Genomic DNA, 16,546 nt, shown 5'->3' with positions numbered 1-16,546 from the left:
CAGGCCGAAGGCCCGCGTCTGGGGAGACGCGGGCCTTCGTTCCCTGGAAGCGGACGTCATGGGCTCGGGTCAAGGGGCCGGTGAAGTCCGTTCCGCAAGGGGCGGCTGACGGAAAAAGGGGTGTGTCAGGCCGCCGCCTCGGGGTCCTTGGAGAGGCGGTCCCCGGAGGCGCGGGGGGCAGGGACCGTCTCCGCCGTCTCCGGGTAGTGGCACGCCGTCAGGTGGCCGGGCTTGTTGCCCTCGGCCTGGACCAGCGGCGGTGCCTCGCTCGCGCACTTCTCCGTGGCCTTCCAGCAGCGGGTGCGGAACCGGCAGCCGGATGGCGGGTTGATCGGGGACGGGACGTCGCCGACCAGGCGGATGCGCTCGCGCGGCTCCGCGTCCACCGTCGCCTCGGGTACGGCGGACAGCAGGGCCCGGGTGTAGGGGTGGCGCGGGTTGCCGTACAGGTCGTCGCGGTCGGCGATCTCCACGATCTTGCCGAGGTACATCACCGCGACGCGCTGCGAGAAGTGGCGGACGATCGCGAGGTCGTGGGCGATGAAGAGGAACGCGATGCCCAGTTCCTTCTGGACCTTCTGCAGCAGGTTGACGACCTGGGCCTGGATGGAGACGTCGAGGGCCGAGACCGGCTCGTCCGCCACGATCAGCTTCGGCTCCAGGGCCAGCGCCCGTGCGACACCGATGCGCTGGCGCTGGCCGCCGGAGAACTCGTGCGGGAAGCGGTTGTAGTGCTCGGGGTTGAGGCCGACGATCTCCAGGAGTTCGCGGACCCGCCTCTCCCTGCCGCCCTCGGGCTGGATCCCGTTGATCTCCATCGGGCTCGAGATGATCTTGCCGACCGTCTGCCGCGGGTTCAGCGAGGCGTACGGGTCCTGGAAGATCATCTGGATCTCGGAGCGGATCGGGGCGAGCTGCCGGCGGTCCGCGTGCGTGATGTCCTGGCCGCGATAGGTGATCTTACCGCCGGTCGGCTCCAGGAGGCGGGTGATCAGCCGGCCCGTGGTCGACTTGCCGCAGCCCGACTCGCCGACGAGGCCCAGGCTCTCGCCCTCGGCCACCTGGAAGTCCAGGCCGTCGACCGCCTGCACGGCGCCGACCGTACGGCGGATGGGGAAGCCTCCCTTGATCGGGAAGTGCTTGGTGAGCCCGGAGACGTCCAGGAGGGGGTTCGTGTTGCTCATGGTGTGAAGTCCCGTCTGGTATCCGTCAGTTGTGCCGGGTTGCGGCGAAGTCGGCGAACAGTTCCCGCTTCTGGTCGGGGGTGAGGTGGCAGGCGGAGCCGCGGCCCTCGGCCACCTCGAGCTCGGGGCGGCCGGTCGAGCACAGACCGTCGGCGACCTTCTCGGCGAACCCGCAGCGCGGGTGGAAGCGGCAGCCGGACGGCGGGTTGAGCAGCGAGGGCGGCGAACCGGGGATCGGCGTCAGCGGCACGTCCACCGGGCCGTCCAGGCTCGGCATCGAGTTCAGCAGGCCGAGGGTGTAGGGATGGTCCGGGGCGCTCAGCACCTGCTTCTTGGTGCCGCGCTCCACGCACCGGCCGCCGTACATCACCAGCACGTCGTCCGCGATGTCGGCGATCACGCCCAGGTCGTGCGTGATGAAGATGATCGCGGTGCCGAACTCCTGCTGGAGGTCCTTGAGCAGGTCCATGATCTGGGCCTGCACCGTCACGTCGAGGGCGGTCGTCGGCTCGTCGGCGATGAGCAGCTCGGGGTCGCAGACCAGGGCCATGGCGATCATCGCGCGCTGGCGCATACCGCCGGAGAACTGGTGCGGGTAGTCGTCCACGCGGGTGTCGGGCTGGGGGATGCCGACCCGGCGGAGCATCTCGATCGCACGGGCCCGGGATTCCTTCTTGGAGGCGCCGGTGTGCTTGCGGTACGTCTCGGCGATCTGCGCGCCGATGGTGTGGTACGGCGAGAGCGAGGCCAGCGCGTCCTGGAAGATCATGGACATCTTGTTGCCGCGCAGCTTCTCCAGCTCGGACTCGGAGGCGCTGATCAGCTCCTTGCCGTCGAGCAGGATCTCGCCGTCCATCGTGGTGTTCCGCGGGTCGTGCAGACCCAGGATCGCCATGTTGGTGACGGACTTGCCGGAGCCGGACTCACCGACGATGCCGAGGGTCTTGCCCTTCTCCAGGTCGAAGGACAGCCCGTCGACGGCCTTGACGACGCCGTCCTCGGTGGAGAAGTGGACCCGGAGGTCGCGCAGGGAGAGGAAGGGGGTGCTCATGATCTCTCCTTAGGCGAGGCGCACGCGCGGGTCGACGAGGGCGTACACGGCGTCGACGATGATGTTGGAGACGACGATGGCGGCAGCGGCGACCAGGACGACGCCGAGCAGCACCGGCAGGTCGTTGGTGCCGACGGCCTTCACCGAGAGCGTACCGATGCCCTGGAGGCTGAAGGTCCACTCGGTGATGATCGCGCCGCCGAGCAGCTGGCCGAGGTCGAGGCCGAAGATGGTGATGATCGGGCCCATCGCGCCGCGCCAGGCGAAGCGGAAGAACACCGCCCGTCGGGACAGTCCCTTGGCGCGGGCCGTACGGACGTAGTCCTCGCTGAGCGACTCGACCATCTGGGAACGCGTCATACGGGTGTAGTTGGCGGTGAAGATCAGCGACAGCACCAGCCACGGCACCAGCAGGCCGCTGAACCACTTGCCCGGGTCGTCGGTGAACGGTGTGTAGTTGGCGCGGTCCATGAGGTGCCACTGGTCCACGAGGAGGTACGTGGCGAGGACACCGACGACGAAGATCTGCATCGAGGACGCGACCAGCGAGGCCGAGCTGGCGACCTTGTCGAGGGCCTTGCCCTGCTTCACCGCGGCCAGCATGCCCGTGCCGACACCGAAGAGCAGGAAGACCACGGAGCTGCCGAGAGCGAGCGAGAGTGTGGTCGGGAAGCGGTCCTCGATGGTGGCCATGACCGGCTCGCGGTTCTGGAACGAGTAGCCGAGGCATGGCGCGTCGCAGCGGCCGTACGAGGTGTAGTCACGCCCCACGAACAGGCCCTTGAGCCAGTCCCAGTACTGCACGGGGAGCGAGTGGTCGATCCCCAGGTTCTTCTTCACCAGGGCCAGGGTCTCGGGTGTGCAGACCTTGCCGCACGCGATGCGGGCGGGGTCGCGCGGAGCGGCGTAGAACAGGACGAACACCAGGGCGCTGATGATCAGCAGGATCACAGCGGCGCCGAGGGTCCGGCGGATGAGGAAGCGGAGCATGGCAGTTGGGTTTTCCTGACGGATGCCGTAGGGGGTTGAGAGGGCGGGGCGGCACCGGGGCCGCCCCGCCAGGGGTCGTACGTCAGGCCTTCACGAAGGTCTTGTACAGCAGGGTCGAGGCGAACTGCGGGTCCATCTGGGCGCCGCCGACCTTCGAGCCGTGCAGGTAGTAACGGCGCTGGAAGGTCTCGGGGATGATCGGCGCGACCTCCTTCATGATCCGCTTGTCCAGCGCGGCCCAGGCCTTGCCGGCCTCCTGCTGGTCGGCGATCACCGCGTTCTTCTTGATCCCGTCGTTGATCCAGCTGATGTTGGTCTGCGAGATGTTGTTCTGGCCGTTGCCGATGGCGGCGCCGTCGAACAGCGGCTGGATCACGGTGTAGGCGGTCGGCCAGTCCGGGGACCAGCCGAACCACATCACGTCGTAGCTGTTGTCGATCTGCTGGATCTGGTCGTAGTACGTGGTCTGGTCGATCGGCTTCATGACCGGCGTGAAGCCGGCCGCCTTCAGCGCGTTCTCGATGACGACCTTGGTCTTCATGTAGGTCGGGTCGTTCGGGAAGGCGTAGACGACCTTCACACCCAGCTTGCCGGCCTCCTTCAGGAGCGCCTTGGACTTCTCCGGGTCTCCCTGCGGCTTGGTGTTCTTGCCGTAGAGGTCGTACTTCTCGTACCCGATGAGGTCCGGGCTCATGATCGAGGTCGCGAAGTCGCCGGCGGTCGGGCCGCCGTAGATCTGCCGGATCTGCTGCAGCGGCCAGGCGTGGTTCAGGGCCTGGCGGACCTTCAGGTCGGTGACGCGCTTGGTGTTGATCGCGTAGTAGTACAGGCCGGTGAGGAGGCCGTTGAAGGTACGCGCCTTCAGCTGCGGGTCGGTGAGCACCTTCTGGATGCGCTCGGCCGGGACTTCCTTGTAGATCGACACCGCCTGCTTGTCGTTGCCCTGGTCCGCGATGAAGCGGTCGGTGGACTCCAGGATCGTGATGCCGAAGGTGAACTCGAAGCTGTCCGGGTAGGCGTTGCGGATCGAGTCGGTCGCCGGGTCCCAGTGCGGGTTGCGGACCAGGACCATCGACTTGTCGGTGGTGTGCGCCTTGATCTTGTACGGACCGCAGGCGACCGGCCGCTTGTCGTACTTCTCCTTGGTGTCCAGCTTCGGCGAGGTGGCGGCGTACGAGTGCATCCCCAGCGTGAAGTTGAAGTCCGGCTTGGGCTCGGCCAGGTGGAAGGTGATCGTGCGCTTCGCCTTGTCGGTGACGATCGAGTCGAGGTGCTTGCCCTTGTACGGGCCCTCGTACGCGTCACGCCACTTGGCGCCCTTGCCGGTCAGCGCCATCTGGACGTAGGTGGCGGACTCGGTGATGAACGGGGCCCACAGGCGCTCGATGCCGTGGCGCACGTCCTCGACGGTCAGCTCGCTGCCGTCCTCCCACTTCAGACCCTCCTTCAGCGTGAAGGTCCAGGTCTTGTTGTCCTTGGAGGCGGTGCCGGTGTCGGTGGCGAGGTCGCCGACCAGCGTCTGGTGACCCTGGGAGTCGGTCTTGTAGCCGGTCAGGCAGCGGTGCAGGAGCAGCGCGGCCGAGGAGTTGTACGCGTAGTAGATGCGCTGCGGGTCCAGGTGGGAGAAGTCCTGCGGCGACAGGCCGTAGATCGTGCCGCCCTTCTTCGCACCGGGGATCTCCGGGGCCGGGCCGGTCGAGTCGGCCTTGGTGCCGATGGCGACCTTGGCGGCCGTGTAGGAGGTGGCACCGTCGGTCGGGCTGCCGTTGCCGCCCCCGCCGCCGCTGCTGCACGCGGACAGCAGCGTCGAGCCTGCGGCCGCGACAGAGGTGGCGATGACGAAGTTTCTGCGGGAGAGAGACATGGCTGACCCGTTCGTAGTGGAGGAAGAGAGGTGCTTGCGCCTGGCCGGGCCCCGTCGCCCGGCCGGGGCGGAACTCAGCGCTTGGTCTTCGGGTCCAGGGCGTCGCGGACCGAGTCGCCGAGGAGGTTGAAGGCGACGACGAAGATCACCATGGCCAGGCCCGGGAAGAGCATGAAGGTGATGTCGTCCTGGTAGACCTTGGCGCCGTTCTGGATCATCACGCCCCAGTCGGGGGTGGGGTCCGAGAGGCCGACGCCGAGGAAGGCGAGGGCCGCTTCCGTGGTGACGTAGGTCGGCAGGAGGAGCGTTGCCTGGATGAGGATCGGCGTCCACAGGTTGGGCAGCAGTTCCTTGAAGATGATCCGGGCCGGGGAGGCGCCGGTGACCTTGGCCGCCTCCACGAACTCGCGCTCGCGCAGGGCGAGTACCTCGCCGCGCAGCAGACGCGCGATGGAGGCCCAGCCGAAGGCCGTCATCACGAGGATGAGGCTGGTGACGGTCAGCCAGACCGGGGTGTTGTCGGTCGGCGGGACGAAGATCGCGATGACCACCGGCCAGAAGGCGATGAAGAACAGCGTCTGCGGGAACGCCAGCAGGATGTCGATCACGCGGCCGACGAGGTAGTCCGTCTTGCCGCCCAGGTAGCCGGCGGTGATGCCGATGACGACGCCGAACAGGGTCGTCAGCAGGGCGGCGGCGGTGGCGATCAGCAGCGAGTTGCGGATGCCGTACAGCAGGAAGGTGAAGACGTCCCGCCCGAGCTGCGGCTCGATGCCGAACCAGAAGTCGGAGCTGATGCCGCCGTTGGGCTTGATCGGGTAGTTGAACTGGTTGAGCAGGCCCGGGATGTTCATGCCGTACGTGGTGTACGGGTCCTTGCCGTACATCTTGGCGATCAGCGGTGCGGCGATGCCGACGACGAAGAAGAAGATCACCACGAAGGCGGATATGACGCCCGTCCGGTCCCGCTTGAAGCGGGTCCAGGCCAGCCGTCCCGGAGAGCGGCTCTCGGTGCCCTTCGGGTTGGCGGGCTTCGCCGATGCGGCGCTGTCTTCGTCGGTCACCTCGAGTGGGGCGGCCGGGGAAGGAGATGCGGGGGTCATGATGCTCCGTGCCCTGTGGTCAAGGCTCCGCAGGGCGCTCCCCTACGGGCTACGCCGGACTTTTTCAACGCAATTCATTCAAGGTCAATAAATTCTCGATCGCCTTGGTTGCGTCTTTACGTTCTTTGCTCAGACTTGACTGTTCCGTAGCTACGCGGGTAGCACGCTGTAATCAATCCGTGCTTCACATCGGACCAACTGGACCAATCAGGCAATGAGTTCGATATGCGGACGGTAGTGTGTCGAAATGCGTACATCGGCACGTCGCAATCCAACGTTTCGGCAACGTTGCGCGGAGATCTGTTGCGCCATCCGCGGAAGATCGTCCGCGCTCGCCCAGGTGGCTGTCTGCATTCGGATGACCTGTCCCCCTAAAGGCCCCTCAATCCGGCGACGGGCATGCGATACGCGCCGTGTGAGCCGATATTGACCCGTATCGGATCCGATAGTGGCCGGTATCGGATCGGTGAGCGCGGAGGAGGCACTGCATGCGTGGAAAAGCGCACGCCGGATGGGCCGCCTGCGCGATCGCCGCGGGGCTGACGGTCACCGCCTGCGGGGGCGGCGGCGGGTTCGGCGGCCCCGGCGTGCTGACCTCCTCCTGGAGCGACCCGCAGAACCCGCTGGAGCCCGCCAACACCAACGAGGTGCAGGGCGGCAAGGTCCTCGACATGATCTTCCGCGGCCTGAAGAAGTACGACCCGAAGACCGGCAAGGCCCGGAACATGCTCGCCGAGCGCATCGACACGCCGGACTCGCGGCACTTCGCCGTCACCGTCAAGAACGGCTGGAGGTTCAGCAACGGCGAACCGGTCACCGCCCGGTCCTTCGTGGACGCCTGGAACTACGGGGCGAGCCTGCGCAACAACCAGAAGAACGCGTACTTCTTCGGCTACATCGAGGGCTACGACAAGGTCCACCCCGACAACGGCGCGCAGACCGCCGACACCCTGTCCGGGCTCAGGGTCACCGGCCCCAGGACCTTCACCGTCACCCTCGACCAGAAGTTCTCCAGCTTCCCCGACACCCTCGGCTACGCGGCCTACGTCCCCCTCCCGCGCGCCTTCTTCACCGACCACGCGGCCTGGGTGAGAAAACCGGTCGGCAACGGGCCCTACCAGATCGAGTCGTACACCAAGGGCTCCGCGATGAACCTGAGGAAGTGGGACGCCTACCCCGGCCCCGACCCGGCCCGGAACGTCGGCGTGACCCTGCTGGTGTACACCGACAGCGGCACCGCGTACACCGACGTGCTGGCCGGCAACCTCGACCTCGTCGACGACGTGCCGGCCAGCCAGCTCAAGAACGTCGTGACCGACCTGAACGGCCGCTACATCAACACCCCGGCCGGCATCCTGCAGACCCTGGCCTTCCCCTACTACGACCCGAAGTGGAACACCAGCGGGGCGCGGAAGGTCCGCACGGGCCTGTCCATGGCGATCAACCGGAAGCAGATCACCGAGACCATCTTCCGGAACACCCGCACCCCGGCCACCGACTGGACCTCCCCGGTGCTCGGCGCGGCCGGCGGCTACAAGCCCGGCCTGTGCGGCCACGCCTGCGACTACGACCCGGCGCAGGCCAGGAAGCTCATCCAGGAGGGCGGCGGGATCCCCGGGGGCCGGCTGACGATCACCTACAACGCGGACACCGGCTCGCACCGCCAGTGGGTGGACGCCGTCTGCAACTCCATCAACAACGCCCTCGGCAACGACCGGGCCTGCGTCGGCAACCCGATCGGCACCTTCGCCGACTTCCGCAACCAGACCACCCATCAGAAGATGTCCGGTCCCTTCCGGGCCGGCTGGCAGATGGACTACCCGTTGATCCAGAACTTTCTGCAGCCGCTGTACTACACGGGCGCCTCCTCCAACGACGGCAAGTGGTCCGACAAGCGGTTCGACCGGCTCGTCGACCGGGCCAACGCCGAGACCGACCAGGCCACGGCCGTCAGGCTCTTCCAGCAGGCCGAGGAGGTCGTCCGCGACACCATGGCGGCCATCCCGCTCTGGTACCAGAACGGCAGCGCCGGCTACACCTCCCGGCTCTCCCACGTGGCGCTCAACCCCTTCAGCGTGCCGGTCTACAACGAGATCAAGGTCGGCTGAGCCGCATGGGGCGCTACGTCGCGAGGCGGCTGCTCCAGATGATCCCGGTGTTCTTCGGGTCGACGCTGCTGATCTTCCTGATGGTGAACGTGATGGGCGACCCCATCGCCGGTCTGTGCGGGGAGCGGGCCTGCGACCCGGCGACGGCCGCCCAGCTGGAGCGGGAGTTCGGCTTGGACAAGCCGCTCTGGCAGCAGTACGTGACCTACATGGGCAACATCCTGACCGGCGACTTCGGCACCGCCTTCAACGGCCAGGAGGTCACCGAGCTGATGGGAGCGGCGTTCCCCGTCACCATCCGGCTCACGATCGTCGCGATCCTCTTCGAGATCGTCGTCGGCGTGACGCTGGGCGTGCTGACGGGCATGCGGCGCGGCCGGCCCGTCGACACCGGGGTGCTGCTGGCCACCCTGGTGGTGATCTCCGTCCCCACCTTCGTCACCGGTCTGCTGCTCCAGCTGCTGCTCGGCATCAGATGGCAGTGGATCAGCCCGTCCGTGCGCTACGGCGGTTATGACGAGCTGATCCTGCCCGGCCTGGTCCTCGCCTCCGTCTCCCTCGCCTACGTCACCCGGCTGACCCGCACCGCCATCGCGGAGAACAAGCGGGCCGACTACGTCCGTACCGCGATCGCCAAGGGGCTGCCCCGGCGCCGGGTGATCGTCCGGCACCTGCTGCGCAACTCCCTGATTCCCGTGGTCACCTTCATCGGTGCCGACATCGGCGCGCTGATGGGCGGAGCGATCGCCACCGAGCGGATCTTCAACATCCATGGCGTCGGCTTCCAGCTCTACCAGGGCATCCTGCGCCAGAACACCCAGACGGTGGTCGGTTTCGTGACCGTCCTCGTCCTGGTCTTCCTCGTCGCCAACCTCCTCGTCGACCTCCTGTACGCCGTACTCGACCCGAGGATCCGCTATGCCTGAGCAGCCGTACGAGCCCGAGGGCGCGATCGCCGGGACCGGCATGGGCGGTGCGATGGACCTGGGCGCGAGCGAGGCGGCCACGCTGGAGCGGACGCCCGGGGGGCCGGAAGGCACCGGGCCGTCCGGCAGGCCCCGCTCCCTGTGGTCCGACGCCTGGCGGGACCTGCGCCGCAACCCGGTGTTCCTGATCTCCGCCCTGGTCATCGTCTTCCTCGTCCTCATCTCCCTGTGGCCCTCGGCGATCGCCTCCGGCAGCCCCCTGAAGTGCGACCTCGCCAGGGCCCAGGACGGGCCGGGGCCGGGCGCGCCCTTCGGATACGACGGCCAGGGCTGCAACGTCTACACACGCACGGTGTACGGCGCCCGTACGTCCGTCACGGTGGGCGTGCTGGCGACCCTCGGGGTGGCCGTCGTCGGGGCGGTACTGGGCGCCCTCGCCGGTTACTTCGGCGGCGTCTGGGACTCGGTCCTGTCCCGGATCACCGACATCTTCTTCGCGATCCCGGTGGTCCTGGGAGGCCTCGTCCTGCTCTCGGTGGTGACCAGCAACACGGTCTGGCCGGTGATCGGCTTCATGGTCCTGCTGGGCTGGCCGCAGATCAGCCGGATCGCCCGCGGCTCGGTGATCACCGCCAAACAGAACGACTACGTCCTGGCCGCCCGCGCCCTCGGCGCCTCCGACTCCCGCATCCTGCTGCGCCACATCGCCCCGAACGCCGTCGCCCCGGTGATCGTGGTGGCGACCATCGCCCTCGGCACCTACATCGCGCTGGAGGCGACCCTGTCGTACCTCGGAGTGGGACTGAAACCGCCCAGCGTCTCCTGGGGCATCGACATCTCCAACGCCTCCCCGTACATCCGCAACGCCCCCCACGCCCTCCTGTGGCCCTCGGGCGCCCTGGCCGTCACGGTCCTGGCCTTCATCATGCTCGGCGACGCCATCCGCGACGCCCTCGATCCGAAGCTGAGGTGATGGCGGGTGCTGCGATGTCGCGTTCCGCGGGTGGGCCGGGCCGTCGGGGGCGGGGGCGGGAGGTATGGGTGTCGGCGTGGGTCTGCCGGGGCGCGGGGAAGCGCCGGCGGTCAGGGTGTCCGCCCTCGTCATGCTCGGCGACGCCCTCCGCGACGCCCTCGATCCGAAGCTGAGGTGACGGCCGTGCCATGGGAAGTGCGGGACGTGTGTGGGGTGTTCGGAGTCCGCGGCGCCTTCGATCCGAAGACGAGGTGAGGGTGGGGTGTTGCTCGAAGTGCGGGGCCTGCACGTGGAGTTCCGGACGCGGGACGGGGTGGCGCATGCCGTCAACGGGGTGAGCTACGGGGTCGACGCCGGGGAGACCCTGGCCGTGCTCGGGGAGTCCGGGTCGGGCAAGTCCGTCACCGCGCAGGCCGTCATGGGGATCCTCGACATGCCGCCGGGGAGGATCACCGGGGGCGAGATCCTGTTCCAGGGGCGGAACCTGCTCACCCTGAAGGAAGAGGAGCGGCGGAGGATCCGGGGCGCCGGGATGGCGATGATCTTCCAGGACGCCCTGTCGGCCCTCAACCCCGTCCTCTCCGTCGGGGACCAGCTCGGCGAGATGTTCGTCGTGCACCGCGGGATGTCGAAGAAGGACGCGCGAGGCAAGGCCGTCGAGCTGATGGAGCGGGTGCGCATCCCGGCCGCCGCCCAGCGCGTCCGCGACTACCCCCACCAGTTCTCCGGCGGCATGCGCCAGCGCATCATGATCGCCATGGCGATGGCCCTGGAACCGGCGCTGATCATCGCCGACGAGCCCACCACCGCCCTGGACGTCACCGTGCAGGCCCAGGTCATGGACCTGCTCGCCGAGCTGCAGCGCGAGTACCACATGGGGCTCATCCTCATCACCCATGACCTGGGGGTCGTGGCGGACGTCGCCGACCGGATCGCCGTGATGTACGCCGGGAAGATCGTCGAGTCGGCACCCGTGCACGACATCTACAAGGCGCCCGCCCACCCCTACACCCGCGGCCTGCTGGACTCCATCCCCCGCCTGGACCAGAAGGGACAGGAGCTGTACGCCATCAAGGGCCTGCCGCCGAACCTGATGGACATCCCGCCCGGCTGCTCCTTCCACCCGCGCTGCCCGATGGCGAGGGACGTCTGCCGCACCGGCGAACCCCCGCTGTACGAGGTCTCCGGCGTACGCGCCAGTGCCTGCCACTTCTGGAGGGAGTGCCTGGATGACCGCGACCGCTGAGCCGATCCTCGACGTGACCGGGCTGGTCAAGCACTACCCGCTCACCCACGGCATCCTGTTCAGGAAGCAGGTCGGATCGGTGAAGGCCGTCGACGGCGTCGACTTCACCCTCGGCAGGGGCGAAACCCTCGGCATCGTGGGGGAGTCGGGCTGCGGCAAGTCGACCGTCGCGAAGATGCTCTGCCATCTCGAACGCCCCACGGCCGGCTCCATCCGGTTCAAGGGAGAGGACATCACCCGGCTGTCCGGCAAGGCCCTCAAGGCGGTCCGCCGCAACATCCAGATGGTCTTCCAGGACCCGTACACCTCCCTCAACCCCCGTATGACGGTCGGGGACATCATCGGGGAGCCGTACGACATCCACCCCGAGGCCGCGCCCAAGGGTGACCGCCGCCGCCGGGTCCAGGAGCTCCTGGACGTGGTCGGCCTCAACCCGGAGTACGTCAACCGCTATCCGCACCAGTTCTCCGGCGGTCAGCGCCAACGCATCGGCATCGCACGGGGGCTGGCCCTGCGCCCCGAGGTGATCGTCGCCGACGAGCCGGTGTCCGCGCTGGACGTCTCGGTCCAGGCCCAGGTGATCAACCTGCTGGACCGCCTCCAGTCGGAGTTCGACCTCTCCTATGTCTTCATCGCCCACGACCTGTCCGTCGTCCGGCACATCTCCGACCGGGTGTGTGTGATGTACCTCGGGCGGATCATGGAGACCGGCCGGGACGCCGAGATCTACGACCACCCCACGCACCCCTACACCCAGGCGCTGCTCTCGGCGGTCCCGGTCCCGAACCCCGAGGCACGCGAACACCGTGAGCGGATCATCCTCACCGGCGATGTGCCGTCCCCGACGAACATCCCCTCCGGCTGCCGCTTCCGCACCCGCTGCTGGAAGGCGCAGGAACGCTGTGCCCGCGAGGTCCCGGCCCTCGCGGTACCGGCCGCCTTCCGCGACACGTCCGGCCCGGCGGCCCACGCCTCGGCCTGTCACTTCGCGGAGGAGCGGCGGGTGGTGCCGACGGAGGGCGGTGAGTACGGCAACGGGCCGGGATGACATGGTGCATCCCGGCCCGTTCACGGCACCCGCACGGCCGTACGCTGATCAGCCTCCCGCGTCCGTATATCGGTACCGCTTCCGTGAAGTTGCCTGGGTGTTAACGCGGTTGGCGGTCATTTTCCCGGCTGGGGCAGTGCGCGCCGGAGGAAGTCCAGCTGCAGTCGCAGCAGGTTCTCCGCGACGGTCTCCTGCGGGGTCATGTGCGTCACCCCGGACAGCGGCAGGACCTCGTGCGGGCGGCCCGCGGCGAGCAGGGCGGAGGACAGCCGCAGGGAGTGGGCGACGACGACGTTGTCGTCCGCCAGCCCGTGGATGACCATCATCGGGCGGTGCGGCTCGGCCGGGTCGACCAGTCCCGCGTCGTCGATCAACGAGTTGCGGCGGTAGACCTCCGGCTGTTCGTCCGGGTGGCCGAGGTAGCGCTCCTGGTAGTGGGTGTCGTACAGGCGCAGATCGGTGACCGGGGCGCCGACGACCGCCGCGTGGAAGACGTCCGGGCGGCGCAGCACCGCCAGCGCCGCCAGATAGCCGCCGAAGGACCAGCCGCGGATCGCCACCCGGCCCAGGTCCAGCGGGAAGTCCCCGGCGAGCGCGTGCAGCGCGTCCACCTGGTCCTGGAGCACGACGGCCGCCAGCTCGTCCCGGACCGCCTTCTCCCAGGCCGGCGAGTGCCCCGGTGTGCCGCGTCCGTCCGCCACGATCACCGCGAAACCCTGGTCGGCGAACCACTGCGAGGTGAGGTGGGGGTTGTGCGCCGCGACCACCCGCTGGCCGTGCGGGCCGCCGTAGGGGTCCATCAGGACGGGCAGGGGTGTGTCCCCGTGGTAGTCCCGTGGCATAAGCACGGCGCACGGAATTCGGCGTGCGCCCCCCTGGGTGAGGGTCACACGCGGGGACATACCGGGATCTTCGGCGTACGACCGGACAGTCGTCGCTGGTTTTCCGTCACGCAGCACCTGGACACGGGTGCCCGGCCTGTCCAGGCTCGCCGACACGAGCACCGTCACGCCCCCTGCGCGCACCGCCGAGTGCACGCCGGGCTCCTGCGACACGCGCTCCACGCCCAGCTCGTTCACCCGGTACACATGGACCTCGCCGGTCTCCGGCTCCTGTGCCTCCGTGCCCGCCGAGGCGGAAACCAGCACGTCGTCGGCGCCCACGTCCAGTACCGCGCGCAGATGCAACTGGCCGCTGGTCAACGGCCGTTCACCGACCGCCAGCACTCGGGCGCCACCTTCGTCCGCGATCCGGACAAGCTGCCCGGAGGGGCTCCAGCAGGGCACTCCGGCGAACAATTCAAGCCAACTTGGATCTTCGTCCGCGTGCACCATGCGCGTCGCCCCGGTCTCCGGGTCCACCGCCAGGAACAGCTGGCTTCGCTGGTCCCGCGCCTGCACCAGCACCAGCGGTGCACCCGCCGCTGACCAGTGCACATGTGCCAGATACGGATAGCGGGCCCGGTCCCACGCGACTTCCGTGCGCTCCCCGTCGAGCCCGAGCAGGAACAGCCGTACGTCCGCGTTGGGCGTGCCGGCGGCCGGGTACGCGACGGTGTGCGGCTCACGCTCCGGGTGGGCCGGATCCGCGATCCACCACCGCCGCACCGGCGTGTCGTCCACGCGCGCCACGAGCAGCCGGCCCCCGTCCGGCGCCCACCAGAAACCGCGCGAACGCCCCATCTCCTCCGCCGCGACGAACTCCGCGAGCCCGTAGGCGACCTGCCCCGGGCCTGCCGCGGGCTCCGGCTCCGCCAGCGCCCGGTCGTCCTCGCCCTCGGCGCCCACGACCCGCAGCGCGCCCTGGACGACATACGCGATGTGCCGGCCGTCGGGGGAGGGGCGCGGGTCGATCACCGGTCCCGGCACCCGGAGTTCACGTGTCGTGCCGGCCCGCAGCTCGGCCGTGAAGAGCCGCCCCGACAAGGCGAAAGACGCCAACTCCACGGCGGTGTCGGTGGCATAGCCGACGATGCCCGCACCCCCCTCCCGGCTGCGCTCCCGGCGCGCCCGCTCCTCGGCCGAGAGCTCTTCGCGGGCGCCGCCGAGAAGCGGGCCCGGATCGGCCGCCAGGCGCTCTTCGCCCTCCGGAAGGTCCATGACCCAGAGGGAGTTGGCCCGGTCGGTGCCGGAGCCGGAACGCAGGAACGCGACACGTGAACCGTCGGGCGCCACGGTGAACGCGCGCGGCGCGCCGAGCGTGAACCGCTGGGTCCGGGCGTGCCGACGGGGGAAGGAGTCAGGCTCGGTCGTCATACCCCGACCATATTGGCCATGCGCCCCCTTGTGCGGCCGTGCGCCGAGCGATGCGCGAGCACGGATAGTTATGATCACTACCGCTGTGTGGGTAGGAACCCTGCTGGCGTCTGCATGGATTTGCTCAACTGATCTGGATCTGCCGATCTTTGGAGGTGAGCCGCCGTGGCACTCTCGATTTCGGCGGTGGTGCTGCTGGCGATCATCGTCTTCCTGCTGATCAAGAAGTCAGGGCTGAAGGGCGGCCATGCGATCGTCTGCATCCTGCTCGGCTTCTATCTCGCCTCCTCGACCGTCGCTCCCACGATCAGCGAGCTGACGACGAACGTCGCCAGCATGATCGGCAGCATCAAGTTCTGAGCGGCGTCCATCTCGGCCTGCCGCGCGAGGACGGGACGGCCTCGTAGGGTGGTCCCATGACGGAACTGCCAGCCCGGCGTCTGCTGCTGGTGCACGCGCACCCGGACGACGAGTCGATCAACAACGGCGCGACCATGGCCAGGTACGCGGCCGAGGGCGCCCATGTGACCCTGGTCACCTGCACCCTCGGGGAGCGGGGCGAGGTCATCCCGCCGGAGCTGCGGCACCTGACGGGCCCGGCGCTGGGCGCGCACCGGCGCGGGGAGCTGGCCGCCGCCGTGCGCGAGCTGGGCGTGACGGACGCCAGGCTGCTCGGCGGGGCGGGGCGGTACGGGGACTCCGGCATGATGGGCATCCCGGACAATGACGACCCCGGGTGCTTCTGGCAGGCCGATGTGGACCAGGCCGCCGGGCACCTCGCCGAGGTGATCCTGGAGGTCCGTCCCCAGGTCCTCGTCACCTACGACGACCACGGCGGGTACGGCCACCCCGACCACGTCCAGGCCCACCGCGTCGCCATGCGCGCCGTCGACCTCGCGGCCGAGCGCGGCCACCGGATCGCCAAGGTGTACTGGAACCGCGTCCCGCGCTCCGTCGCCGAGGCCGCCTTCGCCCGCCTCCAGGACGAGCTGCCCGTCCTGCCCTTCGGCAAGAGCGCGTCCCTGGACGACGTACCCGGTGTGGTCGACGACGAGCGGATCACCACCGCCGTCGACGGCACCGCCCACGCCGCCGCCAAGGCCGCCGCGATGCGCGCCCACGTCACCCAGATCGACGTGGCCGAACCCTACTTCGCGCTCTCCAACGAACTGGCCCAGCCGCTGTTCACCACCGAGTACTACGAGCTGGTGCACGGCACGGCGCAGCCCGGGGAGACCGACCTGTTCGCCGGGCTCGACCTGGAGGAGACGTCATGAGCAACCCGGGACAGGGCCCGCTGCTCGCCCAGCCGCTGCGCCCGCCCTCCGCCGGACGGGCCGCCGCCCATGCCGGCCTCTTCCTCCTCGGCGCCGTCACCGGGTTCGCCGGCACCCTCGTCCAGGCCGCCTGGTTCCCCGGCGGGCTGCTGCTCGCCCTCGCGGGCGCGGCCGGGCTCTTCCTCGGCGGGGCGTACGCCACCGGCGGCCGGGGCGGGGCGGTCGCACCGGTGGCGGGCTGGATCGTCACCGTCATCCTGCTCACCACCTCGCGTCCCGAAGGCGACTTCCTCTTCAGCGCGGGAGGCGGCTCCTACCTCTTCCTGCTCGGCGGCATGGCCCTCGCTGTGATCTGCGCCACCGTTGGCGCCGGACGGCAACCTCGCGGCGGTGCCGCCCGACTTGGCAAGTGACGTACCACTTCGCCGTGCGGCGCACGTGCGAGTCCGGTGTGGGTTTCCTCAGCGGTCATGGGCTACGCGCCAGAAGTGGCCAGTATGGTGGTGCGCGCCGCCGAGCCT

The 16,546-nt window shown here is 69.0% G+C and carries 14 protein-coding genes; 8 read left to right on the top strand and 6 right to left on the bottom strand.

The genetic code is table 11. The annotated features are described in order from the left end of the window. Nucleotides 1-125: 125 nt before the first annotated feature. The 5 genes from ACZ7GZ_RS27725 to ACZ7GZ_RS27705 form a co-directional block, all read right to left on the bottom strand. The gene (locus ACZ7GZ_RS27725; RefSeq protein WP_471028208.1) at nt 126-1,184 is read right to left on the bottom strand and encodes an ABC transporter ATP-binding protein; all 1,059 of its coding nucleotides are present in this window, start codon (nt 1,182-1,184) and stop codon (nt 126-128) included. Between the two features lie 25 nt (nt 1,185-1,209). Further along, nucleotides 1,210-2,235: an ABC transporter ATP-binding protein gene (locus tag ACZ7GZ_RS27720; protein WP_471028207.1), complete on the bottom strand. Its 1,026-nt coding sequence runs from the start codon at nt 2,233-2,235 to the stop codon at nt 1,210-1,212. A gap of 9 nt (nt 2,236-2,244) precedes the next feature. Further along, a complete protein-coding gene (locus tag ACZ7GZ_RS27715; RefSeq protein ID WP_471028206.1) occupies nt 2,245-3,225 on the bottom strand; it encodes an ABC transporter permease in 981 nt (326 codons plus the stop codon). 82 nt (nt 3,226-3,307) lie between these two features. Next, nucleotides 3,308-5,089, bottom strand: a complete 1,782-nt coding sequence (locus tag ACZ7GZ_RS27710) for an ABC transporter substrate-binding protein (RefSeq protein ID WP_471028205.1) — start codon at nt 5,087-5,089, stop codon at nt 3,308-3,310. A gap of 74 nt (nt 5,090-5,163) precedes the next feature. Further along, entirely contained in the window at nt 5,164-6,192 is a 1,029-nt protein-coding gene (locus ACZ7GZ_RS27705) for an ABC transporter permease (RefSeq protein WP_471028203.1), read from the bottom strand. A gap of 488 nt (nt 6,193-6,680) precedes the next feature. Here ACZ7GZ_RS27705 and ACZ7GZ_RS27700 point away from each other — a divergent pair, with 488 nt between their 5' ends. From ACZ7GZ_RS27700 to ACZ7GZ_RS27680, 5 genes are all read left to right on the top strand, one after another. Next, on the top strand, nt 6,681-8,300 hold the full coding sequence (locus ACZ7GZ_RS27700) for a peptide ABC transporter substrate-binding protein (protein ID WP_471028202.1): 1,620 nt from the start codon (nt 6,681-6,683) through the stop codon (nt 8,298-8,300). A 5-nt stretch (nt 8,301-8,305) separates the two neighbouring features. Further along, entirely contained in the window at nt 8,306-9,226 is a 921-nt protein-coding gene (locus ACZ7GZ_RS27695; protein ID WP_471028199.1) for an ABC transporter permease, read from the top strand. Next, nucleotides 9,219-10,199, top strand: coding sequence for an ABC transporter permease (locus ACZ7GZ_RS27690; protein WP_471028197.1), 981 nt, complete (start codon nt 9,219-9,221; stop codon nt 10,197-10,199). Before ACZ7GZ_RS27695 ends, ACZ7GZ_RS27690 begins: the two co-directional genes overlap by 8 nt. Nucleotides 10,200-10,461: 262 nt before the next feature. Then, the gene (locus tag ACZ7GZ_RS27685; RefSeq protein ID WP_471028194.1) at nt 10,462-11,445 is read left to right on the top strand and encodes an ABC transporter ATP-binding protein; all 984 of its coding nucleotides are present in this window, start codon (nt 10,462-10,464) and stop codon (nt 11,443-11,445) included. Beyond that, a complete protein-coding gene (locus ACZ7GZ_RS27680) occupies nt 11,429-12,493 on the top strand; it encodes an ABC transporter ATP-binding protein (RefSeq protein WP_471028193.1) in 1,065 nt (354 codons plus the stop codon). Before ACZ7GZ_RS27685 ends, ACZ7GZ_RS27680 begins: the two co-directional genes overlap by 17 nt. A gap of 116 nt (nt 12,494-12,609) precedes the next feature. On the opposite strand, the gene ACZ7GZ_RS27675 is transcribed toward ACZ7GZ_RS27680, so the two are convergent. Then, nucleotides 12,610-14,748 (bottom strand): S9 family peptidase, encoded by a 2,139-nt coding sequence (locus tag ACZ7GZ_RS27675; protein ID WP_471028192.1) that lies wholly within the window; start codon nt 14,746-14,748, stop codon nt 12,610-12,612. 165 nt (nt 14,749-14,913) lie between these two features. Here ACZ7GZ_RS27675 and ACZ7GZ_RS27670 point away from each other — a divergent pair, with 165 nt between their 5' ends. The 3 genes from ACZ7GZ_RS27670 to ACZ7GZ_RS27660 are packed head-to-tail and all read left to right on the top strand — an operon-like array spanning nt 14,914 to nt 16,438. Continuing rightward, on the top strand, nt 14,914-15,108 hold the full coding sequence (locus ACZ7GZ_RS27670) for a hypothetical protein (protein ID WP_471028191.1): 195 nt from the start codon (nt 14,914-14,916) through the stop codon (nt 15,106-15,108). Between the two features lie 56 nt (nt 15,109-15,164). Further along, nucleotides 15,165-16,025: an N-acetyl-1-D-myo-inositol-2-amino-2-deoxy-alpha-D-glucopyranoside deacetylase gene (gene mshB, locus ACZ7GZ_RS27665; protein ID WP_471028188.1), complete on the top strand. Its 861-nt coding sequence runs from the start codon at nt 15,165-15,167 to the stop codon at nt 16,023-16,025. Continuing rightward, complete coding sequence (locus ACZ7GZ_RS27660) at nt 16,022-16,438, top strand: DUF6113 family protein (RefSeq protein WP_471028186.1); 417 nt, start codon at nt 16,022-16,024, stop codon at nt 16,436-16,438. The genes mshB and ACZ7GZ_RS27660 overlap by 4 nt, the downstream gene beginning before the upstream one ends. Nucleotides 16,439-16,546 lie beyond the last annotated feature (108 nt).

Source organism: Streptomyces sp. NPDC037288, from assembly GCF_055603265.1.
The sequence above is the reverse complement of the archived record's forward strand: the minus strand, read 5'-3'. Positions and strand labels throughout refer to the sequence as shown.

What these genes read in the sequence shown, in the direction of transcription:
- ACZ7GZ_RS27720 (WP_471028207.1), bottom strand. Translation starts at nt 2,235, where the DNA reads ATGAGCACCCCCTTCCTCTCCCTGCGCGACCTCCGGGTCCACTTCTCC.
- ACZ7GZ_RS27695 (WP_471028199.1), top strand. Translation starts at nt 8,306, where the DNA reads ATGGGGCGCTACGTCGCGAGGCGGCTGCTCCAGATGATCCCGGTGTTC.
- ACZ7GZ_RS27725 (WP_471028208.1), bottom strand. Translation starts at nt 1,184, where the DNA reads ATGAGCAACACGAACCCCCTCCTGGACGTCTCCGGGCTCACCAAGCAC.
- ACZ7GZ_RS27715 (WP_471028206.1), bottom strand. Translation starts at nt 3,225, where the DNA reads ATGCTCCGCTTCCTCATCCGCCGGACCCTCGGCGCCGCTGTGATCCTG.
- ACZ7GZ_RS27675 (WP_471028192.1), bottom strand. Translation starts at nt 14,748, where the DNA reads ATGACGACCGAGCCTGACTCCTTCCCCCGTCGGCACGCCCGGACCCAG.
- mshB (WP_471028188.1), top strand. Translation starts at nt 15,165, where the DNA reads ATGACGGAACTGCCAGCCCGGCGTCTGCTGCTGGTGCACGCGCACCCG.
- ACZ7GZ_RS27700 (WP_471028202.1), top strand. Translation starts at nt 6,681, where the DNA reads ATGCGTGGAAAAGCGCACGCCGGATGGGCCGCCTGCGCGATCGCCGCG.
- ACZ7GZ_RS27660 (WP_471028186.1), top strand. Translation starts at nt 16,022, where the DNA reads ATGAGCAACCCGGGACAGGGCCCGCTGCTCGCCCAGCCGCTGCGCCCG.
- ACZ7GZ_RS27680 (WP_471028193.1), top strand. Translation starts at nt 11,429, where the DNA reads ATGACCGCGACCGCTGAGCCGATCCTCGACGTGACCGGGCTGGTCAAG.
- ACZ7GZ_RS27690 (WP_471028197.1), top strand. Translation starts at nt 9,219, where the DNA reads ATGCCTGAGCAGCCGTACGAGCCCGAGGGCGCGATCGCCGGGACCGGC.
- ACZ7GZ_RS27710 (WP_471028205.1), bottom strand. Translation starts at nt 5,089, where the DNA reads ATGTCTCTCTCCCGCAGAAACTTCGTCATCGCCACCTCTGTCGCGGCC.
- ACZ7GZ_RS27705 (WP_471028203.1), bottom strand. Translation starts at nt 6,192, where the DNA reads ATGACCCCCGCATCTCCTTCCCCGGCCGCCCCACTCGAGGTGACCGAC.